Source organism: Haliovirga abyssi (assembly GCF_030295325.1).
Lineage (GTDB): Bacteria > Fusobacteriota > Fusobacteriia > Fusobacteriales > Haliovirgaceae > Haliovirga > Haliovirga abyssi.
In genome coordinates, this window is record NZ_AP027059.1 from 414,873 (window position 1) to 440,888 (window position 26,016).

General features: G+C 26.6%; 13 protein-coding genes. 12 read left to right on the forward strand and 1 reads right to left on the reverse strand.

Going from position 1 to position 26,016, the window contains the following annotated elements; all coding sequences use genetic code 11:
• Window positions 1–66: 66 nt before the first annotated feature.
• A complete protein-coding gene (locus RDY08_RS01900; protein ID WP_307904736.1) occupies window positions 67–9,549 on the forward strand; it encodes a carboxypeptidase regulatory-like domain-containing protein in 9,483 nt (3,160 codons plus the stop codon).
• A gap of 200 nt (window positions 9,550–9,749) precedes the next feature.
• Here RDY08_RS01900 and RDY08_RS01905 read toward each other — a convergent pair whose 3' ends face one another.
• The gene (locus RDY08_RS01905) at window positions 9,750–11,954 is read right to left on the reverse strand and encodes a carboxypeptidase-like regulatory domain-containing protein (RefSeq protein ID WP_307904737.1); all 2,205 of its coding nucleotides are present in this window, start codon (window positions 11,952–11,954) and stop codon (window positions 9,750–9,752) included.
• 92 nt (window positions 11,955–12,046) lie between these two features.
• Here RDY08_RS01905 and RDY08_RS01910 point away from each other — a divergent pair, with 92 nt between their 5' ends.
• The 11 genes from RDY08_RS01910 (at window position 12,047) to RDY08_RS01960 (ending at window position 25,999) form a co-directional block, all read left to right on the forward strand.
• Window positions 12,047–14,509, forward strand: coding sequence for a sensor histidine kinase (locus RDY08_RS01910; RefSeq protein ID WP_307904738.1), 2,463 nt, complete (start codon window positions 12,047–12,049; stop codon window positions 14,507–14,509).
• 53 nt (window positions 14,510–14,562) lie between these two features.
• Window positions 14,563–15,780 (forward strand): tyrosine--tRNA ligase, encoded by a 1,218-nt coding sequence (tyrS, locus tag RDY08_RS01915; protein WP_307904739.1) that lies wholly within the window; start codon window positions 14,563–14,565, stop codon window positions 15,778–15,780.
• A 15-nt stretch (window positions 15,781–15,795) separates the two neighbouring features.
• Window positions 15,796–16,227: a PTS sugar transporter subunit IIA gene (locus RDY08_RS01920; protein WP_307904740.1), complete on the forward strand. Its 432-nt coding sequence runs from the start codon at window positions 15,796–15,798 to the stop codon at window positions 16,225–16,227.
• A gap of 139 nt (window positions 16,228–16,366) precedes the next feature.
• Entirely contained in the window at window positions 16,367–16,882 is a 516-nt protein-coding gene (locus RDY08_RS01925; protein WP_307904741.1) for a hypothetical protein, read from the forward strand.
• A gap of 24 nt (window positions 16,883–16,906) precedes the next feature.
• Window positions 16,907–17,542, forward strand: a complete 636-nt coding sequence (nth, locus tag RDY08_RS01930; protein ID WP_307904742.1) for an endonuclease III — start codon at window positions 16,907–16,909, stop codon at window positions 17,540–17,542.
• Window positions 17,542–18,648, forward strand: coding sequence for a type IV pilus twitching motility protein PilT (locus RDY08_RS01935; protein ID WP_307904743.1), 1,107 nt, complete (start codon window positions 17,542–17,544; stop codon window positions 18,646–18,648). The genes nth and RDY08_RS01935 overlap by 1 nt, the downstream gene beginning before the upstream one ends.
• An 11-nt stretch (window positions 18,649–18,659) precedes the next feature.
• A complete protein-coding gene (locus RDY08_RS01940; RefSeq protein WP_307904744.1) occupies window positions 18,660–20,978 on the forward strand; it encodes a CHASE2 domain-containing protein in 2,319 nt (772 codons plus the stop codon).
• A 32-nt stretch (window positions 20,979–21,010) separates the two neighbouring features.
• A complete protein-coding gene (locus RDY08_RS01945; RefSeq protein WP_307904745.1) occupies window positions 21,011–22,861 on the forward strand; it encodes a FecR family protein in 1,851 nt (616 codons plus the stop codon).
• Window positions 22,862–23,284: 423 nt separating this feature from the next.
• Entirely contained in the window at window positions 23,285–23,533 is a 249-nt protein-coding gene (locus RDY08_RS01950; RefSeq protein WP_307904746.1) for an STAS-like domain-containing protein, read from the forward strand.
• Between the two features lie 177 nt (window positions 23,534–23,710).
• Window positions 23,711–25,018 carry a homoserine dehydrogenase gene (locus tag RDY08_RS01955; RefSeq protein ID WP_307904747.1) on the forward strand — a complete coding sequence of 436 codons (1,308 nt, stop codon included), beginning with the start codon at window positions 23,711–23,713 and terminating at the stop codon, window positions 25,016–25,018.
• A 99-nt stretch (window positions 25,019–25,117) separates the two neighbouring features.
• Entirely contained in the window at window positions 25,118–25,999 is an 882-nt protein-coding gene (locus RDY08_RS01960) for a PLP-dependent lyase/thiolase (protein WP_307904748.1), read from the forward strand.
• The last annotated feature ends 17 nt before the right edge of the window (window positions 26,000–26,016 follow it).

A 26,016-nucleotide genomic window follows, 5' to 3' on the forward strand; every position in this document is an offset into this window, starting at 1 on the left:
AGTAATCTAATGGTATGTAATCTAGCGAGTTATTAAAACGCAAAAATACAAAGGAGGAGAACAATTATGAAAAAGTCGATTGTTATAGTCTTAATAGGGTTATTAGGGCTATCAGGGTGTATTGGAGTATGGGGGGATAAAACTACAGTTAAACCAAAATATGAAAAAACTGCAGTAGACTATTATGAAGCTGCGAGAACAAATTTTGCAGATCCATATAAAGTAACTACACCAGAAGAGGTAGATAAAAATGTAGTGGAAAATGCAAAAATGGCAGAAGGGAAAAGTTTATTAGAAAAAGATTCAGAAATAGAGATGAAATCAAAATTATTAAGAGCAATGGCTCAAAATTACAAAGGACAATTATTAGTAGAAGAGGGAGAAGATTCTCCAACAGGAGCAATTTCAAGAGCAAGAGCTATTTCTATTAATAATTCTAAGGCAGAATTAGAATTTGCAGAAGCTAATATAGAGCTTAGTGCATTAGAGTATAAGAGTATAGCAGCTAAAGCTATAAAAGTAAATGTTTTATCAAATTGGTCTCAAATTGATGATACAAAATTAACAGCTGCAGAGGATGCTGCAGACAATTTATCTATGGTACAAGATCAAATAGATAGTGATCCAAATTTGCAAAATATAAAAGTTGCTGGTGAAAAAATAGAGTCAGAAGATGTTTTGACAAAAGTTGCAGATATATATATAAAAAAAGGAGATAACAAAAAAGCTATGGAATCTCTTGCGAAAGCTCAAGAGATAACAGACGGGAAAAATAAAACAACAAAAGACTCTAAAGTTTTAAAAATAAAAATAAAAATGGCGGATGTATTAATAGATAGCGGGCAACCAGAAGCAGCAGCTAAAGTGCTAAAATCAGTTGTAGATGAATCACAATCTATGAGTGCAAGTACAGATATAAAAGAGAAAGCAAAGGCAAAATTAGTAGCAGAAGGATTACAAAGAGTACAAGCAATAGCAGAAGCAGGAGTAGATTTATCTGATACTGGAATAGATACAGAAAAAGTAAAAAAAGGATTAAAAAATGTTACAGATGTAGCAAATGCAGGGACTCAAAATTTAATTACAGATGAAAAATTAAATTCGATAAAAGGTAAAGTAGCAGATAAAATTAACGAAGCTAAAGATAATGTGGAAGTTGGAAAAGATAAAGAAATAAATAATGCGTATAGCCAATTATTAATAGGAGAATTGGATAAATCTGAAAAATTATTTGAAACTTTAATACAAGATAGCGAAGTATTAGCAAGTGGTAAATATACAAGAGATGTAATTTTTGGATTGGCATTAGTTTATACAAAAAAAGGAGAAACAGAAAATGCAATTGAAACTTATAAGAGAGTTTCAGTATTGATTCCAGAGGATGGGGATTCGGTAAAAAGAGCAGCAATGGAAATTTCTAAATTGTCTGAAGATAAAACTGAAGAAGTGGGAGGTAATAAATTAGTAATAATACCTCCAACATTTAAGAAAACATCATTTTTACCAGGAGATAGTTTAAGTTTAGCTATCGATATTATGTATTCTGATATGTCAAATATAGATAAAAATATTGAATTAAAAGCCTCTATATATAATAAACAAGGTGAAGAAGAAAAAGATATAATGAGAGCAATTAATTTTAAATATGATGAAAAAAATGTATTTAAAGGGGAAGCAGTTATTAGTTTAACAGCTATTTCTGGACAATACAAATTGGTAATTATGGCTAAAGAAAAAAATGGAGCTCTTTATTCTAGATTTGAGATGCCTATATTTATAGGTAGAATAAGTGATATAAAAAATAATGTAAAAATAGATATGGTAAAAATAGATAAAGATATATTAAAAGTGGAATTAATGAATTTTAAAACTAATTCAGGAATAAAATTGAAAATTAATTCTACAGAAGCTGCGATTAGTATGGCTGGAGAAGCAATATATTCTCTTACAGGCTCTGACAAATTAGATGGAGAGCATGAGATGAATATTGAATTATATCAAAATAATAAAGTGGTAGATACAAGAATATTTAAATATAAAATAGGAACTTTGGAAGTTATTTCGGATGAATCAAGAGCAGCAATAGAAGTAAAAGTGAAAGATATAGTAAGTAGATTTAATGGAGATAAGGCGAATATATTATCTCTTGTAGATGATAAGAGTAATTTATATAGAGTATTAAGTGATAAATTAACTACAGCATCAGCGATAGATATAACAAGAGAAGAAATAAATAAACCTATTGTAGATAAATATGGTAATTTTGCTATAGTAAGAACAAATGAAAAGGTAACTGTTAATGATAATGAGATACCATATTATCAAGAGTATAAATTAGTAAAAATAGTAGATGAAGATGGAGCAGAGAGTTGGAAAATAAGAAATATTGCTTTTCTAGATATTTTATTTGTTAATTCGAAAAATATAGATACAGATAATGATGGATTAACAGATGAAGAAGAGGAACAGTTAGGGACAAATCCAAACAATCCTGATACAGATGGAGACGGATATACAGATGGAGAAGAAGTTGCAAAAAATAGTGATCCAAATAATAAAGATAGTGTTCCAGCAGAAGAAGAAGGGGTAAATGCAACTGAAACAGTTAATATATTGAATCAAGTTTTTGATATATTATCTAACTCAGAAGCTAAAGATACAATAGAAGGGTTTATAAATGGATCTACTACTGAGAGTGCAATAAGTTTTATAAATAAATATTATACAGAAAATATAGATGAAACATTTAAAGAAGAATTAACTAATAAAATAAAAGAGAATTTAGAATTTTTAAGTAATAAAAAGGTTACATTGAAATTTATAAAACCTAATGTAGAAGAAAAAAAATTAAATGAGATACCATTTGATTTAAGAAAGAAAAGTAATATATATATATTGAATCTAGATGTAGTCTTTGATTTGAGAGATGATAGTGACAGACCTATATTTACTGACAATATGCATTTCGAATTTGTTGGTAAAAAATCTGAAGACGGAAGTTTATCTTGGAAAGTAAGGTATGCCTCTAAATTAGAAAATGGATTCTTTATACCAGAAATATTGAAATCAGCAGATAATCAAGATAATGATGGAGATGGGTATATAGATGAAGAACTTCCAAATGGAGAAGATGATGATGGAGATGGATTGGTAGATGAGGATTTAAGAGCGCCAATTGGAGGCGGAGTAGATGATACAGGTGTAGTTAAATTTACTTTAAATAATAATCATATGAAGTTTGTAAAAATAATAGCTAAATATAGTGTGAATTCTACAGATACAACTGAAAGTGCAATAATATTAAAAGGAGCAATAAGAAGGTTTGGAAGAATACAAACAGAAACAACTGAAGACAAATTGCCACTTAATACAGAGTTAAAAGTAAAAATAGATGTAGAGGGAGTTGGAAAATATGAAAGTGATTGGTTTACTTTAACAGCAGATTCTCAAGAAGAAGATTTGGGAGATATTACAAATAAGTTAATGGAACCAATGAAAATCACATTCCCAGAAAATGAACATGAATTTGATTTGTCAACTACTAATGGTGGAGTTAGGATAGAATGGACAAAATTAAATTCTGATGAAATAAAAACATATGCAGTGGTAGTGGTAACAGATATGCGGGATATAGAACAAGGTAATTTTGATAATTTTGTGGCTGTTAAATTTATGGATGCAACTACGACAGAATCAGCAATGAGTTGGGATTATAAAGAATCATCAATGGATGATTTTGATGTAAATAATGGATTTGGTAGAAAACTTCTTCCTAATACTAATTATATTGCTGTTATTGGAGCATTTAAGGAGGATATTTCTACATTGATGCAAGAAAGTAACGAATCTGATCCAGTTGTTATTTCTAAACCAGTAATGTTTAAAGTAAAAGGAATAGAAGGTCTATATAAAGTTGGTGGAAATATTTATAATAATAATTTCATACCATTTGGAGTTAATATAGCTGTAATGGAAAATATGCCTGATAATGCAGAAGATGTAACTCCTGATTATATATTCAGAATAGATAGTTCAAATGCAGCAGGTTGGGATAATGGAGAGAGAGCTTTCAGGTTACCATTTGAGATATCTATTCCAGAAGGAAAATATTATATTGGTGCATATTTAGATGTTAATAATAATGGTAGAATAGATGAAGGCGATTTGCTAAGTAATTTGTTAGGAGAAGAGGATAATGATAACAATGGAGAACCAGATGGATTTGTAGTAGATAAAGATAAAACGGCTACAAAGTTATATTTAAGAGAAAATATGGGCGGAGATACAATTAAAGGTACAATAACTAATAAAACTGATATGGCAGGAAATTTGATGGTGGCAATACTTGAGTATAATAAAGAGTCTCAAGAACCACATGGTAATTTTGTAACTGATATGATAGCAGGAAATATTAATGCAAATGACGATAATGATTATAAGATGAATTTTAAACCATATGGAGATGGAAATATAGCATTTGGAATAGAAACGTTTATAGATTTAAATGGAGATAGAATGCCGGAACCAAATGAACCAAAATCATCATTTACTAAATTTTATGATAATGGGGGATATATAATAGATAAAGAACATATTGATTTAACAATAAATAAAATAGTAACTCCAGGAGATGGAATAGATAATGATAAAGATGGAAAAGTAGATGAAGAGTTACCAAATGGAATAGACGATGATGGAGATGGATTAATAGATGAAGATACTAAAATTCCTGAAAATACAGCAGGAGATGGAGAAGTAATAGGTAAAGTAGAATTAGAAGGAGGATATGGAAGTTTCATAGATTACGGAGTATTGATATATAATACAAAAGAAGATTTCTATAACTTCCTATTTGGAGGAACTACTGATGGTGGTGGTAATTATGATATAACAGGTCTTCCAGTAGATTTGCCAGAAAATGAAAAATTAATGATAGAATTTAAAAAAGAGGGATATCAACAAGTAACAACAGAAGCTGGAATAACAAAAGATATGCATACAAATACCTTACAAACTATAATATTAAAAAAGAGATTGAAAATAACTAAACCGAATACACAGTTTGTAATGTGGAATATTGGAGATAGCAACTTAGATACAGAGGTAATGTGGGAATTAAAGAGTGGTGTAAAATATAAAATAGTTGTTGGCTGGGACTATGAAACAGCACAATCGAAACCAATATTTGAAAAAGATTTAGGTTCTGATATTGATACATATACTTTTACAAAGGAAGATTTGCAAAATATAGGAATAGGACATAGAGTTATATTAGTGATTGGAGCTGGAGCTGCATCGGCACCAATTGATGTAGAGATTCAAGATAATACAACTTATAATAATAAGATAATAGGAGAAATAGTAACAAAAGAGCCTATAAATCAAAATATAATATTAGGTTTATTTGAGAATGATCCAAAAAATATGAATGAATTTAGACCTAAATATAGATTTGATATAGATAGGATGAATTATACAACAACGAATAGTGCAATAAGTGGAGAGATGTCATATATTTATAGTTATAACTTTACAATACCAGAAACAGGATTTTATTACATAGCAGCAATGGTAGATAATGATGCCAATAATATGATAACTCCAAATGATTTTGTAGGAATGTTAAATTATGCTATGCAAATAAAAGCTGGAGATAATCAAATTAGCAGATTTGGTTTGGAAAGGATGCAAGGGGGAGATAATTTAGATATAACTATAGATGTAGATAATAGTATAACAGTTGGAAATATAATGTTAGGGCTTTATAAATGGGATAGTGCAACTGGAAACTGGAAAGAAAAACCAGAAGAGCAATCAAATGAACCATTTATGTATCATCAAGAGTTTGGAAGACAATATGATTTGGAATATAAAGATGAAAATGGTGAAGTAAATAGATATGCTTTAATGGCTTTTGTAGATGTAGATGGTGATGGTATGCCAAAGAATACAGAAGAGGTAAAAAGCGATTATATCGAATTAACTTTTGATAATACAGGTAGAATAATAAATAGAAATATATATTTACCTATAATGAAAAATAAAGTAACAGGGACTAGTAAAATAGATGTAACAGTAATTGCAGATGATAATTCAACTATTACAGGAGCAAATGTAGAGATTTATAATGAAAAATATAATTTGAGAATAATGATGGTAACTAATGCATCAGGTGAGGTTGTATTTGAAAAATTACCAGCAGGAAAATATGATGTTAAAGTTAGAAAAGAGGGATATTCAGAAGAGTATGAGGAAATATATACAGTAGATGGAGAAACTACAACAAAATCATTTACTATGCAACAGCAGTTAGGTGAAACATATTTCTTAAGAGGAACTATTATGATAGAGGGAGCAACAGAAACTCTTAATATGGGAAGAGTTGTAGTAAACATAATTAATTCAGATAATACAGAAGAATATGTTACAGATAGTTCTATAATGAATAACAATTTTGAAATAGGTAATTTAGTATCTGGAAGTTATAGACTTCATGTCGTGGATATTGCAGGATATCCAGAAGAGGTTAGGGATTTTGTAATTGATAAATCAGATATATATATAGATGATATAGTATTAAAAAAATTAGGAGAGGGTAGTATATCTGGTAATGTAAGTGCAAGAAACTTTCCTTGGGGAGAAATAAGAGTTAATACTTTAAGTGGAAAAGAGGTAGGACAAGCTCAAATAGATCCTGTAACAGGAAGTTTTGTGGTAGATGGATTACCTATAGGGACTGAATTGAAGTATGAGATAAATGTAGAGGGATATATGTGGTATGGAAATAAAGTTACAATTGATGAAACAATAAAAACAGTTGATTTTGGAACTATAAATTTACAAGAGGCAGGAACAAATACATTGGAAGTAACAATAACAAATCCAGAAGTAGTTACAGATTTCTGGCATGCAGGAATATTAAAAGTAGATGAAAATGGTAATAAAGATTATATAACAAATGGAGAATGGAACGGAGTTGATAAAATATACTTTAGAAATATTCCAACAGGAAATTTTGTTATAGAAATAAGTGGAAATGGATTTATGGATGTGCAAGATATGCCAGTAGAAGTAATTAATGAAAATACGATATTAAATATAACATTAAAAACACCAATAAAAATAGTATCACCAGCAACACATTCAATAGAAAAAGATGGTTCTGGAAATTATACAGTTAATTTCCAATGGGAAGATAATACAGCAGCTGTAAATACATATGTAATAGCTGTAAAACAAGGAGAAATTAATAATGACAATATAACAGGACCAGAATATTTTGATACAGCATTAATTTTAGTTGATAAAACAACAAAAGAGTGGACATATGTAGATAAAGCAAAAGCAACAGGAAGCTTAGAATTTGCTAATAGTTTAACACCTAATTATATGTATGGATATATGATATTGGGATTTGCAGAGACAACAACAGAATTAGAAGCTAAAATTAATAATAGTGAAGATGTAGAACCTATAATAACTTCTGAGCCAGATAGTTTTATGCTTGCAAGTGATGCAGTGGGAGAAGTAGAAGTAAAAGTAATAAACACTAATAATGTGCCAATACCAAGTGATGGTAGTATATTAGTAGCAATATTTAAAGATTATATGCCAATGGGAGAGGATGGTGGACCAACAGGAGATCAAATAGTTGGAATAAAAGAAAATGTACCGGTTTCAACATCATTATTGCCAGGAAATGCAGGAGGTATGCCAGGACAAACTATTACAGTACCAATATCTCAAGAGATGGTATCAACTGGAGCTACAACTGGATATGTTGCATTTGTAATGGTTCAAGATGGAATGGGAAATGAGATAAAAGATCTATTTGGTGCAGATTTAGTGAAGTTTAATAGTACGGGATTAGTAGAACCAATAGATATAAATATGATAGGTGGAGCAAGTGATGAAGTGATGGGAATGTTTGCTAAAAAGATAGTAACATTAAACTTAACTTTACCTACAGATATGAATATAGATTATAGTAAAAATGTAAAAATGGAAGCAGATATATATTCAGAAGATAAACATGATGGTATAGCTTGGAAGGAGTTTAAAGTTAATTCTGACAGTGAATTACCAACAACAATTACATTATATATAATGAAAGACTATGATATTAATAATAATTATAAAATACACACAAGTATATATTATGATAATGGGGCTGGTAATAAAGAAAATATTGCTGGAGATTATGATGTAGTTTTTGATGATGGAGATAGTTATAATATGGATTTGCAGTTAGATAATGGAAATCAGCAACCATCAGGAAAAGATATAACTTTAATAGGAAATATAACAAATAATGTAAATCAAGGAGCAATAGTAATGGATATACTAAAAACAGATGAACAAGGAAATCCATTATTAGATGGAAATAATGATCCGTTGCCACCAGTATATCATAGAGATAATGTAAGTGAAGGTGCATTAAATGAAGTAGCGAATTTAGAAAATGGAAGTTATAAAGCAGTATTTATATTGGACTTAGGACCTCAAGGTCCAAGTCCAGAGGATATAAAAGAGTTTAGAGACTTTAACGTAACAGATATAACAACAGATATTTCTTTAGGAGATATAGAATTTAATGCAACTCAACCAACAGGAAAAGATGTAACTTTAACAGGAACGATAACAAATAATGTAACCCAAGGAGCAATAGTAATGGATATACTAAAAACAGATGAACAAGGAAATCCATTATTAGATGGAAATAATAATCCGTTGCCACCAGTATATCATAGAGATAATGTAAGTGAAGGTGCACTAAATGAAGTAGCGAATTTAGAAAATGGAAGTTATAAAGCAGTATTTATATTGGACTTAGGAGCTCAAGGTCCAAGTCCAGAAGATGTAAAAGAGTTTAGAGACTTTAATATAACAGATACAACAACAGATATTTCTTTAGGAGATATAGAATTTAATGCAACTCAACCAACAGGAAAAGATGTAACTTTAACAGGAACGATAACAAATAATGTAACTCAAGGAGCAATAGTAATGGATATACTAAAAACAGATGAACAAGGAAATCCATTATTAGATGGAAATAATGATCCATTGCCACCAGTATATCATAGAGATAATGTAAGTGAAGGTGCATTAAATGAAGTAGCGAATTTAGAAAATGGAAGTTATAAAGCAGTATTTATATTGGACTTAGGACCTCAAGGTCCAAGTCCAGAAGATGTAAAAGAATTTAGAGATTTTAACGTAACAGATACAACAACAGAGATTCCTTTAGCTGAAGTAAAGTTTGTAATTAATGTAATATTAACTGGAACAAATAGCACAGGAGGAGGGGAATTATTTATTTTGGTTAATGGACAAAAATTAGTTTCCAATTTACCAGCAGAGAGAGTAGGAAACGAACTTAAAGTTGAATATAATCTTCCAATAGGTACTTACAAGGCAGAAGCTTTTATAGATACAAATGGAAACGGACAATATGATTCTGGTGAAAGAAAAGTTGAAATACAAACATTTGATATAACAAAGGACAATTATTATACAACTCAACAGTATAATACAGATATATTTTAAAATAATAGGGTTCAAATCGAGCATCTTGCTTGATTTGAACCCTATTATTTTTTTTTATTAATTAGGAAAGTATAAATTTATTCAGAAAATAAGCTACGCTATTTTTAAAAAATATGCGATTTTTCAAGGCAAAATTTTTCAGAAACCAAAAATTTAGAAAAACATTTATACTCTACCAGATGAAGGCGTAGTTTATTTTTTTATTTAATAGCTGAATTTGTAGTTGAATTAATATTAATCTTTTCTTTATTTAAATTTTCACCTATAATAATACTTTTTTTTAAGATTAAATTTGTGAATTCTTCCTTTTTAATAAGAATATTTTTATCAAATTTATATTTGTTAATTTGAATTTTCAAACTTAAATCTTTAAAATTATTTATAGTAGAATATTCAACAATTCCATTTATATCAGAAGTATATTCTTTATTATTAATTTTTAATTTTGTATTGGATAAAGGGTTTTCATCACTGTTTTTTAACTCAAGTATAATTTTCACTTTATTATCTTTTAACAATATATTGAAAATTTTGACTTCATTATTATTAATTGAAAACTTTTTATTTATATATTTTGTATAATTTTTATTATCAATTTCAATTGTATATGTATTTAAAATTGGTACGCTATCAAATTGAAAGCTTCCATTTTGACTACTTAATGTAGTTGTTTTAGAATTATTGTCTAAATTTATTAAAGTTATTTTTATATTTTCTAATGGATTTATACCATTTGTTAAAGTACCTTTTATACTGCTATAGATTTGTTCTAATTTAAAATCTAATCCACTTAAAGTAGAATATTTATTTACGTTTTTTACTGTCCCTTTTGATTTGAAACCATCCTTTTCAACTTTAATAAAAATTAGTCCGCTATTAATTTCAGCACTATATTCCCCTTTTTTATTAGTAAAAAAATATTTTTCTTCACTATTATTCCTCAAAGTTATTTTTGCTTTATCTATAGGTTCTCCATTTAAATGAGTTATAACCCCTTTTATTATACTTGGTATTTCCTCAATTGAAAAATTCAATTTATATTTTTTGTTTGATTCCAAATAGTTAATTGTTAAATTTTGATTTTTACTAATTCGGTACCCTGATTTAAAAATAGTAATATTATATTTTATTGCAGGGACTTTAATAGTAAAAGTTCCATCTATATCTGATGTAGTAGAAAATTTGTTTTCATTATTAATAAATGAAATAACAGCTCCTCCAATGAGGTTATTTTTATCTTTTATAGTTCCAGTAATAGTTGCTTCTAATTTTTGTAACGATAAAAATATATTAGAATCACTATTTTCTGAAAGTTCTATTTTTTTAAAAGTTACATTTTTTCCTATATTATTTGAAACTTCAATGTTGTAAATACCATAATTTAATTTAATTTTATAAAATTTATCTTCAATTTTAAAAGAGTTTATTAGTTCATTTTTTAAATTAAATAATTTTATTGTAGAATTATTTGCTATTTCAAGTTTGTCTAAACTAGAATTAGCTGTTATTAAAATATTACTTTTTTGATTGAAAATAGTAATAAAATTGAAAAATTTAAAATTTGGAATAAATTTTAAATTGATTGTTTTTTCATTTGAATAAAAGTCAAAAAATTTAGTAGCAGATTTATAATTATCGCTATTTAATTCAACATTATATTTTCCATAAGGAAGATTAATATTGAAGATTTTATTTTTAGTTTCAAACTCTTTTATGTATGATTTATTTTCTAAACTTGTAATTTTAATTTTATAATTATCCAAAGATGTAGAAATATTTAAATTTCCTTTTAGTCTACTAAGTTTAAATAAAAAATCGGATGATAATAAATTTTTAGGAGTTAAATTATAGTTAAATTCTTTATAATTTTTTTCCTTAATATTAAATTTATATTTTTTATTTTTCTTTATTTTTATATTTAATATCCCTTTTTTATTAGTCGTAAAAAAAGAAAATGTATTATCAGTTAAATTAATAACTTTAATAGAGGTCTTGAGGAAATCATTATTAAAATCATCTATTATTTGTACACGTATAGGAATAAAATTGCTTTCTATATAAAATACAAATTGATTTTTGGTTGTGGTAATTTCAATATTTTTTTTAAAAGAAATATAATTATTTTTGAAAAATGTTATTTCATATGTTGCGGGAAATAATAAGGAAGTAGCTATTCCTGATTTATTAGTTGATAATTTTAGATCTCCAATAGAAATAGAAACATTTTCAACTGGTAATTTAGTTTCTTTTGATAAAACAGAAAAAGAAACTTGAGTAAAGTCATCTGCGAATGAAAAAGAACTTAAAATAAAAAAAAGTGTAGCGAAGAATGTTAAGAGTGTAATTTTTATAAATTTTTTCTTAAATTTATAAAAATAGATTCTAAATAAAAAATTATTTTTCAATATTATCACCTCAATCTTGTATTTATATATATAATTGTGTTATAATTAAATTATAGCATTTTTTATATATATTATCAAGTGGGTGATGAATAATGAGGGTAGGAATAAAGGATAAATTTACATTGACATTAGTATTAATGAATTTTTTAGCAATTATATTTTCTTTTTCAATCTCTATGTATATTGTTTATAAAAGTATTCAGAAAAATTTAGGCTCCACAGCAACAAAAAATTTAAAAAATATGGAAAAAAAATTAGAAAATTTAAATGTAGAATTAAAAACAGAGGCTAGAATATTATCTAAAAATATACAAGTTATTTCAATTTTAGATTCTAATAAGTATATAGATATAAATTCGGAAAAAACAGGAGAAAAAACTTATTATAGAACTTATGATATAGACAAAAAAAAATATTATAGATATAAGTTTATTTCTGAAATATCTGAAATGTTTCAAAACTATTCAATAGGTAATGAAAAGATAGAGATAGATATTATATCTATTAATGGAAAAAGTATATTAAATAGAGATAAAAAAATATCAAAAGAAAATTTAAAAAAATATTTAAGTAAATTTATTGGAAATAGTTCTGCAGATTATTCTTTTTATGAAATTGAATCAGGTAAAATGTATTCAAAAACATTGTCTCCTATATATTCAAAAAAAGATAAAAATAAATTTATAGGATTTGTATTATTAAAATTACCTATAGAAGAAAAAATGTTGAAAGAGATATTATCCGAAGAACAAGATGAAGTAATGGTGATTGATAATAATTATAAAATTATATCCACTACAATTGATTTAGAAAAAACAGATAAAATAGATTTAAAAAATTCTAAAAAAATAACAATTGATAGATCAATTTATTTGTTAAAAAAAATAGAATTAAAAGGCTTTTTATGGGAAAAGTCAGGAGAGATAATAGTAGCTGCAAAGGAAAATTATATTTGGGAAATTTCTAAAGAAATTTCTTTGCATCTATTTTTAGAACTGTTTTTAATTTTTGTGATGATATTTGTAGTGTTTAATTATATGTTAGATATGTTTTTAGATTCAATAAGAGAATTGACTTTGAAAATAAATCTTTTAAGAGGTGGGAAATTTAATATTGATTTAACAAAGCTGAAAAATAGAAAAGATGAAATTGGTTTGTTAGCTCATGATTTTGATGAAATGGCAGATGTATTAAAAATAAAAACAGAAAAATTAGAAGAGATTAAAGAAGAAAATGAACAAAATAGTAGTGAATTAAAAGCCAAAAATGAAATTTTAGCTAAGATGAAATATGATTTTGAAAAAATAAATAGTAATAGAGATAAATCAAATAAAATACTAAATTCTAGGATATCAGAAGTAACAAATTTATATTATTTAATAATAAAAATGACAGATAACATTACAAACGAAAAGTTTTACTCAATTATAGTAAGAGGGATAAGAGAAGGGTTATTTATAAAAAATGTAATATATTATGAAAAAGAAGAAAATATATTGATACCTAAAGCCAAAACGGGTACAAATAAAAATTTAAATGAAATAAAGATAACAAAAGAGTTAGAATATAAAATGTTGAAAAATTCAATAATTGAAGTGACAGAATGTAAATCATCACTAGATATAAATTTTAAGAACCCATATATTCTTGTATTAAAAACAAAAGAAGATGGCAAAAATGAAATTTTTGGAGTAATAATATTTGATAATAATAAAAAAATGGATGAATATTTGGAGCAAACTCTAAATACGTATAGTAAAACTATAATACTAGCTTTAGAAAATAGGAAACTATATAAAAAAATGGTGGAACAATTAAAAAGAACAGAAAAAGTTGCAGAAAAATTAAAAAATGCAGATATGACTAAAAATACAATTTTATCAAACATGAGCCATGAGTTAAAAGCACCTTTAGTACCAATTATGGGATATGTTGAAATGTTTTTAAATAGTGAATTGGGAGATATTACTGTAAATCAAAGAAAAGCATTATTTACAGTTTTAAATAATGTAGAAAGATTGCAAGAGATGATAGAAAATATTTTGAATTATTCAAAACTAGAGAATGGTGAATATGATTTTTATAATAAGGAATTTAATATAAAAGAATTAGTTTATAATGTGTCATCTACTTTTGAAAATAGAGTAATTAGAAAAAATATTAATATTAATATAGAGATGAATTTAAAAGATTATTTGGTTGATGGAGATAAAGATGTATTAGGGCAAGTTTTGAAAAATATTATATCAAATGCAGTGAAATTCTCATATGAAGGTAAGGAAATAAAATTAATAGTTACAGAAAAAGATGATAAGATTAAATTAACTGTAAAAGATAGTGGAGTTGGAATAGAAATAGAAAAAATAAAAAATATATATGATGACTTTAGGCAATTAGAAGAAGGATATACAAGGAAACATAATGGAGTTGGATTAGGGCTTACAGTTGTAAAAAAAATATTAGAAAAATATGATGAAAAACTTTATATAAAAAGTTTTAAAGGAATAGGAACAGAAGTAAGTTTTTATATAAAAAAATTGAAAAAAATAGATTAATATGATATAATTTTAAAATTAATTGAGAGATAAATTTAGGAGGGAAACTATTAATGAATGTAGAAAAAGAGATAGAAAGACAACTTTCTATATTGAAAAGAGGAGTAGAAGATCTCATATCAGAAGAAGAGTTGAGAAAAAAAATAAAAAAATCTATTGAAACAGGTAAACCTTTAAAGGTAAAATTTGGAATAGATCCTACAGGAAACTCTATACATATAGGACATGCGGTACCAATTAGAAAATTAAAACAGTTTCAAGACTTAGGTCATACAGTTCAGTTTTTAATCGGTACATATACTGCAAAGATAGGAGATCCAACTGGGAAAAGTGAGACTAGAAAAGTTCTTTCAGATGATGAGATTAATGAAAATATAAAAGGATATTTAGAACAAGTAGGGAAAATATTAGATATAGATAAAACTGAGATTAGATATAATGGAGAATGGTTGTCAAAATTAACAATGGAAGAAATTTTGAATTTGACGTCTCAATTTACAGTATCACAAATGATAAGTAGAGAAGATTTTTCAAAAAGATTAAAAGAAAATAAACCTGTAAGTTTAGTTGAGTTTATGTATCCAATATTACAAGGGTATGATTCTGTAGCATTAGAATGTGATGTAGAATTAGGAGCCACAGAACAAAAATTTAATTTATTAAGAGGAAGAGATTTACAAAAATATTTTAATCAAGAACAACAAGTTTGTATGATGATGCCAATATTAGAAGGAACAGATGGCGTAAATAAGATGAGTAAAAGCTTGAACAACTATATAGGTATCACAGAAGCTCCAAATGATATGTTTGGAAAAGTAATGTCGATATCAGATGAATTAATGATAAATTATTATGAAATGGCAACAGAAATACCATTAGAAGATATAAGAAAAATGGAAGAAGATATAAAAAGTGGAGTATTACACCCTATGGAAGCAAAAAAAAGATTGGGAGAAGAAATTGTAAAATTATATCATAATGAAGAGAGTGCAAAAGCAGCTAGAGATTATTTTGAAAAGATGTTTAGTAAAAAAGATATTCCTGATGATATTCCAGAGATAAAAGTGGAAGAAAATGAGATGGCTGTAATCGATTTGATATTCGAAAAAATAAAATTTGGAAAATCAAAAAGTGAAGCAAGACGTCTTATAAAGGGGAATGGATTTAGAATAAATGGAGAAGTTTTTAATGATATTAATGGAACTATAAAAATGATGGATGGAATGATATTAAAAGCGGGCAAGAAAAAAATAGTTAAAATTATAAAATAGTTTATGGAGGAGACCATGAATATAAGAGAAGAAAATATTTTTTTTAATCTACAGGGAGATTCAAAATATGAAATAATAAACAGTATGATTGCTAGTTCTAAATTAAATGAAAATTTAAAAGAAATAGCAATTGAAAAAGTGAAATTAAGAGAAGAAATTCAACCAACTTTTGTTGGAAATGGAATAGGATTAGCACATGCTAAGTTTCATGAAATGGAAGAGATACAGGTTATTTTAAGTACCAATAAGCTAGGAGTAGAATATGGTGTGGGAGAAGATGAAGTTGCAAATATAATTTTTGTAGTATTGGCTCCTTTGGAAAATAATAGAGATTATTTAGAAGTTTTGGCAAGAATAGGAAGAGTTTGTAGAAATAAAAATATAATATCAAAGATAAAAAATGCGAATTCTAAAAAAGAAATACTAGATGTTATAGAAAAAATTTAAAAGTGGCATTGCCACTTTTAAATTTTTTTTTATAAAAAAAAAGGAAATTTTTTTAAATAGAGTATAATATATAATGTAGGTTTATTTTAATAGTAATAATAAAAAAATTATAAAAAATAAAATAGGGAGGGGTATTATCATGAGAAAGAAAGTTATGGTTGTGATTTTATTTAGTTTTGTATTATCTTCATTTGCAGGTGCAGCAGATAGGGAATTATTAAAGAAGGTTTTTGATAAATATAAAAAATTAAAAAATTATGCTATAGAATTAAATATAGAAAATAAGAGTATAAAAAAAGATGATAAAAAATTAAAAAAAATGATGATAGATGATTATAACAAAGGTATTGATTTGTTAAATTCTTTAGATACTAAGGAAAATATAAGGAAAGATTTGTCAAATGCAAAAAATGTAGAAATTTATAAAGAGATAAATGGTTTGTTAGAAAAAATAACAGGAATAATAATGAATGAAATGACAGATGACTTACAAGGAATAAGAGAAAAATTAGTTTCTGATTATAATAAAGGTATATCACTTTATGAAAAGTTAAGTGGAAATAAATATAAAAGAAAAAACATAGAAAATATGAATACAGTAGATATGTATAATGAAGTAAATAATGTACTAGAAAAAATATTGGAATCAAAATAATATAGAATAAAAAAAGGTGAGATAATGAATAAAAAAACAAAAGCAGAAAAAGTAATATTAATTTTAAAAGATATATATGGAGAACCTGTACCAACATTAAATTATGAAAATGAATTTGAACTATTAATAGCAGTAATATTATCAGCTCAATGTACAGATAAAAGAGTAGATATAGTTACTGCAGAATTATTTAAAAAATATAAAACTCCAAAAGAATTTATGGAAATGGATATAAAAGAATTAGAAAAAATAATTCATTCCACTGGTTTTTATAAAAATAAGTCTAAAAATATAAAAAAATGTGCAAAAATGCTTGTTGAAAAATATGATGGGATTGTACCCAATAATATGGATGATTTAATAAAATTGCCCGGAGTTGGAAGGAAAACTGCAAATGTAATGTTAGGTCATATATTTAATATACCTGGAGTTGTTGTAGATACTCATGTAAAACGATTATCAAATAGAATAGGATTAACTAAACAACAAGATCCAGTTAAAATTGAATTTGAATTAATGAAAATTATTCAAAAAAAAGATTGGTTTTTATATTCTAATCTGTTAATTTATCATGGAAGAGCCATATGTACAGCAAGAAATCCAAAATGTGATAATTGTAAAATAAGAGTTTACTGTGAATATGGAAGGGGAATAAAATAATGATCGAACAATTATTAAAAGAATTAACTGAAAAAAAGGGTTCAGATTTACATGTAAAAGTTGGAAGTAGACCAATGATTAGAATAGATGGAGAGTTACAGCCTATAAATGGAGTAGAAGTTATATTACCTAAAGATATGGAAATAATGGAAAGGGAACTTTTAGATGAGAGAAAAAGAGAAAAGTTTAGAAAAAATAAAAATATAGATTTTTCATATGCTATTCCGGCTTTGGGTAGATATAGGATAAATATGTTTATGCAAAGAGGAACAATAGCAGTTGCTATAAGAAGAATATTACAAAATATTCAAAGCTTAGAAAAGCTAGGACTTCCAGATGTTTTAAAAGAAGTTATTAAAGAAAAAAGAGGTTTAATATTAATAACTGGTGCTGCTGGAAATGGGAAAAGTACAACTGTTGCAGCAATGATAGAATATATTAATGAAAATCTAACTAGAAATATAATAACATTAGAAGATCCTATTGAGTATCTATTTAAAGATAAGAAATCATTAATAAGTCAAAGAGAGATACCAAGTGATATAGAAAATTATAATCAAGCTTTAAAATATATAATAAGACAAGATCCAGACATAATTTATATAGGAGAATTAAGAGATAAAGAAACTTTAGAGGCTGCATTTAAAGCGGCTGAAACAGGACATTTAGTGATTAGTACTGTGCATACTGTAAATGCCTCTCAAACAATTACAAGGATATTAGATTATTTTCCAAAAGAGTTACAACAAAGAATACGAAATCAGTTGTCATCTAATTTGTTAATGGTAACTTCTCAAAGGCTATTACCTAAAAAACAAGGGAAGGGAAGAGTAGCAGCAATAGAAGTTATGAGAACAACGCCAACAATAAAAGATTTAATTTTAACTGTAGATGGATATAAAAAAATTCCTGAAGCAATGAAGCTAGGGAAAAAAGAAGACGGGATGAAAACGTTTGACCAATCAATAGAAAAACTATATACAAATGGAGAAATTGAATATGAAACTGCTCTATCTGCAGCAACTGTAAAAAAAGATATTCAACTTTTGAAAAGAGGAATAAATCACGCAAGCGCGTCTGATTATTATAAAGAGATGATAGAATAGGGATGATTGTAATGTTTAGAAAAAAAACATTTTTATTAGGAATATTTTTAACATTTTTAGTTACAATTATATTTTTTATGTATTCTAATTTAAAGATAAATCTTTTTGAAATATTTGAATTAAAAACAGTAGATTTAAGATATAAAATTAGAGGAACTGAGAAAAAAGATTTAGGAGTTATCATAATAGGAATAGATGAGAAAAGTTTAGACAAGATAGGGAAATGGCCATGGAAAAGAAGTATACATGGAGAATTAGTTAAGAAATTAAATGAAGATGGAGTTAAAAGTATAGCTTTTGATGTATCTTTTACAGAAAGTTCGACATCAAAAGAGTTATTAGATTATAAATTAAATTTAAAAAAAATAATATTGAATGGTTATAAAAATGGAGATATAAAGAAAAAAACAGCTCTGTCTTTGGCAAAAGAATTAAATAAACTAAAATTAGATGAAGATTATTTATTTGCAAAGGCTTTGAAAAAAGCTGGGAATGTATCAATAGGAACTTACAATATATTAAATGAAAAAGATGTAAAGTTATCAAAAGAGGTTTTGGATAATAAAGTATACATATTTAATAGATATGTTAATGTTCCTGGTCTTGCAGAGCAACTAAAGGAAGTAGGTAGAACTGGAAAAAGGAGTTTTGAGCCATTTTCAGTATATAAAGTTATTCCGCCGATAAAATTAATAGGAACATTTTGTTATGGTGTAGCACCTTACGAGATTGGAAGACCTGATCCAGATGGCGTATTCAGAAGTATACCTATGGCAACATATGAAAAATATACCGGATTATACTTTCCACCATTATATTTACTTGCGTATCTAAACGCTAATAAATATACAATGGACAAAAATGTAGTGTTAGATATAAAAAATAATAGACTTAAAATTTATAAAAATGCAGCTCAACTTTCAGGGCTAGAAAAAAGTATTCCATTAAATAAAGATGGATATCAACGGCTTAATTATTATGGAAAAGGGCATACATTTGAATATGTATCTTATATTGACGTGTTAAATGGAAATGTATCAAAAGATAAATTAAAAGATAAAATTGCCTTAGTTGGTTATACTGATACAGCAAAAGGGTTATATGATTTGAGAGCGACTCCATTTGATCCAAATACCCCAGGAGTAGAAATTCATGCGACTGCAATACAAAATTTGATAGATAATAAATATTTAGTGAGATGGGAAGTTGGAGAACATACAATATTAATATTAATTTTTGGATTGTTAATAACAATGTCTTTATCTATGAAAAAAGCTAACTTTAAAACTACAAATTTTATGGCACTGGGTATAATAACAGGTTATATTGCAATGGCGCAAATTTTATTTAATAATGGTATTTGGATAGAGATTTTTTATCCAACAATGAGTTATATTACAATATATTTGTCATTATTAATATTAAATTATGTAAATGAAGAGTTGGAGAAAAAGAGAGTGAAAAATGCTTTTAGACATTATACACCTCCAGCACTAATAGATGAACTGTTAAAAAATCCTGACAAATTAAAACTCGGTGGAGAAAGAAAAATTTTGACAGCTTTTTTTTCGGACATACAAGGATTTACAAGTATATCTGAAGGAATGGGACCAGAAGAACTTGTTGAATTTTTAAATGAATATTTATCTTATATGACAGATATAATATTAAATGATAATGGAATGGTTGATAAATATGAAGGCGATGCTATTATGGCAGTGTTTGGAGCACCAGTATACATAGAAGATCATGCGTTAAGAGCGTGTTATGCAGCTTTAGAATATCAAAAGAAATTAGATGAATTAAGAGAAAAATGGTCTGGAAGAGGATTACCACCTATTTATGCTAGAATAGGAATAAATACAGGAGAAATGATTGTTGGGAATATGGGGTCTCAAGATAGATTTGATTATACAGTTATAGGAGATAATGTAAATTTAGCTTCAAGATTAGAAGGGGCTAATAAACAATATGGAACTTATATAATGATTAGTTCAGATACTTATAGAGAAGTAAAAGATTATGTAGAAGTAAGAGAGTTGGATATAATTAGAGTAAAAGGTAAAAATAAGCCAGTAGATGTGTATGAATTAATTTGTAAAAAAGGAGAATTAACAGAGCAAAAAAAAGGAGTTTTGAAATATTTTTTAAAAGGATTAGTTTATTATAGAGCACAAGAATGGGAAGAGGCGATAAATTCATTTGAAAAAGTATTAGAAATTGATAAAAATGATTCTCCAGCAAAAGTATATATAAAAAGATGTGAGATTTTTCAAAAAAATTCACCTGAAGAAAATTGGGATGGGGTTTATACTTTTACCACAAAATAAATTTATAATAAATAAAAGAGGGAGGAATTAAGATGAAAAGAATACTAATGATTTTACTAGGGCTAATGCTTGTAGTTAATATGGGTGTTTTTGCACAAGGAGATGATTTAGAATCATTGTTACAAGAAGATGATACATCATTAGAGCAACAATTATTGGGAACTGCTGAGAAAAAAAGTGGAGATTTAATGGGTGGTAGTGTAAAAGATATAATAGGACAGGCTGTACTACAATATCCAAATGAAAAAGTATGGAAACAAGTGTATAAAGGGATGGGAGTTAAAGAAGGAACAACAGTAGTTACTATGGAAAATTCAGAGGCTAAAATTGAGTTAGAAAATGGAGCAATTATTGATTTAAGACCAAAGACACAAGCTATATTTAATACTTTAAGAGAAGACCCAGAGAAAAAAGAGATGACAGAAACAGGTATTCAACTTTTTGTAGGAAAAATATATTCAAATGTAAAAAAACTTGTAAAAACAGGTTCGAAATATGAAGTAAAAACAGGGTCAGCAACTGCGGGAGTGAGAGGTACAAAATTTACAGTTGCAGTAAATGAAACAGGAGATACAGAAATTACAACTTATGAAGGAACTGTTGCAGTAACAACAGTACAATCGCCAGAACCAGTTTTTGTAATGGCAGGAGAAAAAATAAAAGCATTAAAAGGTGGGAAAGTAAATCCAAAAGAAAAACATAATGAATTACCACCAAAATCATTAGAAAAACCAGTAAAAGAGAAGAAAAAAGCAGAAAAAAAAGCTAAAGTAGAAGAAAAGAAACCAACTGAAAAAGGAAATGCTGGAGTTACAATGGAAGCAGGTTCTAACGTTGTAAATGGTAAAAGTTATGGAACGTTGGAGATAAAACCTGATTTTGCACATATATTTGGAACGCCAATTGGATTAGGTTTAAAAATAATGGTGTTGCAAGGAGATGAAAATGGTAAAAATGTAACTAAATATGGTCCAAATGCTTCTGATAAATGGTATGATTCAGTATCTTTAAGATGGGCAGAATACGATAGTAAAACATTTGGCATAAGATATGGAGAATTATCTGGAGTAAGTTATGGTCAAGGATTGTTAATGAGTGGATATTCTACTTTTGGAATAAAAACAAGAGTGACTTTACCAAAAAATGGATTTAAAGCTATGGTTCCATTGAAAGAAGCTTCAGATTCTAAATTGGATACAGTTTATGCAGTAAGATTAGAGAGCAAAGTTATGGATAAATCGCCATTAACATTGGGGATTACAGCTATAACAGATACAGATGTAGCTGATGATAGTAAATTAAATAAAACAGCTGTTGGTTTAGATGCTTCATATCCTGTTTCAAAATACTTAATACCATATGCAGAATTTGCTAAACTTATGGATTTTGGACAAGGAATGGGAGCAGGATTTAGAGGTGGAAGTAAATTTTTCAATTATAAATTAGAATATAGAAATATAGGTAAGGAATTTACACCTGTGTTATATGATTATTATTATAACAAAAACAAAGATACATATGATTTGAGCAAGGTAGAGGCTTATTCAGGATATTTACTACAAGTTGGATCAAATATATTTGATATATTAACTATGGGAATAAAATATGAGGATTACGGAGACAATAGTAAAGTATTAACAGGAACAGCACTATTTTCTAAGTTGAAATTTTTACCAGGTATGTGGTCGAGATTACAGGCTGGATTTAATTACATGCAAAAAGGTGTAGATTTTAATGACTTCAGTTGGGAAGATAAAGAAAAAGCTGTGATTAATGGATATATTGTTTATCCTGCAAGTGGAAGTGTAGATGTTAGAATAGAGTATAATAAAGAAGCAGGAGAAGAAGCATATCAAACATTTAGAACAATTATTAGATTTTAACATATAAAAAAATATAAAAAGCAGGAAATATATTAATTTCCTGCTTTTTTAATATATTAAAAAAGTATAAACTTATTTAGCCCGACTTCACTGAGAATTAGCTAAAAACAATTTAAATAACTCTTAAAATATGGTATAATTAAACTAATTAATATTTGAATGATATAGTGTAAAATTTTACAATTATTTTACATTATATTATACTAATGGTAGTCTAATAATTTTTTAAAGTTCACTATTAATATATTCTAAAAAAAAATAATTTCTTTGATAAATTGTATGTATCTGATATACTAATTATAAAGTATGTTATAATTAGTATATTGATAAATTTTTATATTTTAATATTAAAGTATAAATTTATTCAGAAAACAAGATACGCTATTTTTTTAAGTAATTAAAAAACAAAAGGGGGAATAGAAAATGCATATTATAGTAAAAAATTTTCTAGAGTTGGGAAGAGATGTGTTATATAGTAATATTAAAAGAAATTTTGAAAAAGGGAAAAAGCTTGTATTAGATTTTAGAGGAATAGATGAAATCGATGAGGAGTTTTTAGGTGAAACATTAGGCAGAGTTATAGAAGAGCATAATTTTCAAGCTATATCTACTCAGATAAACTTTATTAATGTGAATAATGATATAAAAAAATCTATAAAAAAATTAATTTAGGAACGGCTTAAAAATAACCTTATTATTTTGTTATAAAACACGCAATGCTTCAAGCGTTTTTATGACAAAATATAAAAACCTTATTTTTTAATATTTCTTAGTTTTTTATTGATTTTATACTTTTGTTTTGATATAATAGACAAAAGTAATTAAAAAATGGACAAAGAGAGGTAATTGATGATGAAAATAGAAAAAGTTGGTATAGTTGGATTAGGAACGGTTGGAACAGGAACATTAAAAATATTAATTAATGAAAGAGAAAAAATTCATCAAAAAACAGGTGTGTGGATAGATGTAAAAAAAGCCTGCGATTTAAATATAGAAAGAGAATTTGATTTTGATGTAGATAGATCAATTTTTACTAATAATTATAATGAGTTGATAGAAGATGATGAGATTTCTATTATTGTAGAATTAATAGGTGGATACACAATAGCAAAAGATATAATAATAAAAGCTTTAAAAGCTGGTAAAAATGTTGTAACAGCAAACAAAGCTTTAATAGCTAAATATAGTAAAGAGCTATTTGCTATAGCAAATAGTAATGGAACAAAAATTTATTATGAAGCAAGTGTAGGTGGAGGAATTCCAATAATTACACCTTTACAAGAATCATTAGCAGGAAATAATATTTTAAGTATAAAAGGGATAATAAATGGAACTGCAAATTATATATTAACAGAAATGACAGAAAAAAATATTGAATTTGAAAAAGTATTGAAAAAAGCACAAGAATTAGGATATGCAGAAGCAGATCCTACTTTCGATATAGAGGGAATAGATACAGCACACAAAATAACTATATTAGCATCATTAGCTTATGGCGGATATGTTGATTTTGAAAAAGTAGGAGTAAAAGGGATTACAAGCATTACTGGAGAAGATATAAAATTTGCGAATGACCTTGGATATAATATAAAATTACTTGCTACAGCAAAAAAATATGAAGATGAAGAGATTGAAGTTAGAGTTCAACCAACTTTGATTTCACAAAAAGAGATATTGTCAAATGTAAATGATGTATATAATGCAATAGAAGTAATTGGAGATTATGTAGGGAAAACAATGTTTTATGGAAAAGGGGCAGGAATGGAACCCACAGGAAGTGCTGTTGTAGCAGATGTAATAAAACTTGCTACAGAAGATCTGGCGAATAATATTCCAAAAGGAAACTATTATTACAATATAAATAAAGAGCTTTCTTTAAGAGCATTAGAAAAAAGTATATCAAAATATTATATAAGATTAAATGTTAAAGATGAAATTGGAACATTAGCATTTGTAACAAATAAATTTAAAGATAATAATATAAGTATAGAATCTATGATTCAGACATGTAAAAGTTTTGATGATAATAAATTTGTATCTTTGATTTTTATTACTCACGATGTATTAGAGGCTGATTTGAAAAAATCTTTAGATGAAATATATATAAGCGAAAATGTAAATGTAGAAAAATCTATTTTATTAAAAATAGATGAATAAGAATTTTTAGAAATGGTTTGAAAATATGCTGTTTTTTTAAATGTTTTTTAGGAATCAATCTGTTAGCGAATATTTCAAAATAGGGGGGCGTTAATAGTTATGACAAAAGATAGTTTAAGCTTAGGAGAAGGGAATACACCGCTAATAAAAGCTATTAGATTAAATTTATATTTTTTAGAAAATTTTAATGTTTATTTTAAAAATGAACTATTAAATCCTAATGGAAATATAGAAGATAGAGGAGTATATAATTATCTAAAAGATTATATAGATAAAGGAAAAGAAGGGGTAATTGTATATAGTACAGGAGAAGCGGCTGCTTCAGTTGCTTCATATGCTTCTAGAATGGGATTAAAATCGTTTATTTTTGTTGCGAAAGAGCAATATAAAGAAAAAAGATATAAAAAAGCATTAAAATTTGATACTAAAATATTTGTAATAGATGAAGAGGAAAAAGAAATTATAAAAAATATATATAAATTAACTGAGAATTATCCATATTTATCTATAATTCCATTAGAAAATAAGATTTTTATGGATGGGATAAAAACTATTATAAAAGAAATTGAAGATAAAATAAAAAAAATAGATTATATTATTGTAAAAAAAGCTGAAGTAAACAGTGGAAGATTTAGATTTTATAAAGAGATATTCTCTTCGGAAGATATAAAAGTGTTAGGAGTATCAACTGAAGAAAGTGGCAGTGATATTATAACAGTAGATGAATATGATGTTATAGAAGCGTTAAATACTAATAGAAAACAGGAAGGTATTGTAGAAGAGGAAGCTGCGATATTAACAGCAGGTGTTATGAAATGTGCAGAAGAAAATGTTTTTAAATCAGGAGATAATATAGTGTGTTTAGTTGATGAAAGAGAAAATATAGAAGAGTTGGAAGAGTATGAAAAGCAAAATATTTATATGCTAAAAAATGGAATTGAAGAAATAAAATTTAAAATGGGATTAAAAAACATTCTTTAAAAGAAGAGAATATAAAT

What these genes read in the sequence shown, in the direction of transcription:
- RDY08_RS01900 (WP_307904736.1), top strand. Translation starts at nt 67, where the DNA reads ATGAAAAAGTCGATTGTTATAGTCTTAATAGGGTTATTAGGGCTATCA.
- RDY08_RS01910 (WP_307904738.1), top strand. Translation starts at nt 12,047, where the DNA reads ATGAGGGTAGGAATAAAGGATAAATTTACATTGACATTAGTATTAATG.
- tyrS (WP_307904739.1), top strand. Translation starts at nt 14,563, where the DNA reads ATGAATGTAGAAAAAGAGATAGAAAGACAACTTTCTATATTGAAAAGA.
- RDY08_RS01920 (WP_307904740.1), top strand. Translation starts at nt 15,796, where the DNA reads ATGAATATAAGAGAAGAAAATATTTTTTTTAATCTACAGGGAGATTCA.
- RDY08_RS01925 (WP_307904741.1), top strand. Translation starts at nt 16,367, where the DNA reads ATGAGAAAGAAAGTTATGGTTGTGATTTTATTTAGTTTTGTATTATCT.
- nth (WP_307904742.1), top strand. Translation starts at nt 16,907, where the DNA reads ATGAATAAAAAAACAAAAGCAGAAAAAGTAATATTAATTTTAAAAGAT.
- RDY08_RS01935 (WP_307904743.1), top strand. Translation starts at nt 17,542, where the DNA reads ATGATCGAACAATTATTAAAAGAATTAACTGAAAAAAAGGGTTCAGAT.
- RDY08_RS01940 (WP_307904744.1), top strand. Translation starts at nt 18,660, where the DNA reads ATGTTTAGAAAAAAAACATTTTTATTAGGAATATTTTTAACATTTTTA.
- RDY08_RS01945 (WP_307904745.1), top strand. Translation starts at nt 21,011, where the DNA reads ATGAAAAGAATACTAATGATTTTACTAGGGCTAATGCTTGTAGTTAAT.
- RDY08_RS01950 (WP_307904746.1), top strand. Translation starts at nt 23,285, where the DNA reads ATGCATATTATAGTAAAAAATTTTCTAGAGTTGGGAAGAGATGTGTTA.
- RDY08_RS01955 (WP_307904747.1), top strand. Translation starts at nt 23,711, where the DNA reads ATGATGAAAATAGAAAAAGTTGGTATAGTTGGATTAGGAACGGTTGGA.
- RDY08_RS01960 (WP_307904748.1), top strand. Translation starts at nt 25,118, where the DNA reads ATGACAAAAGATAGTTTAAGCTTAGGAGAAGGGAATACACCGCTAATA.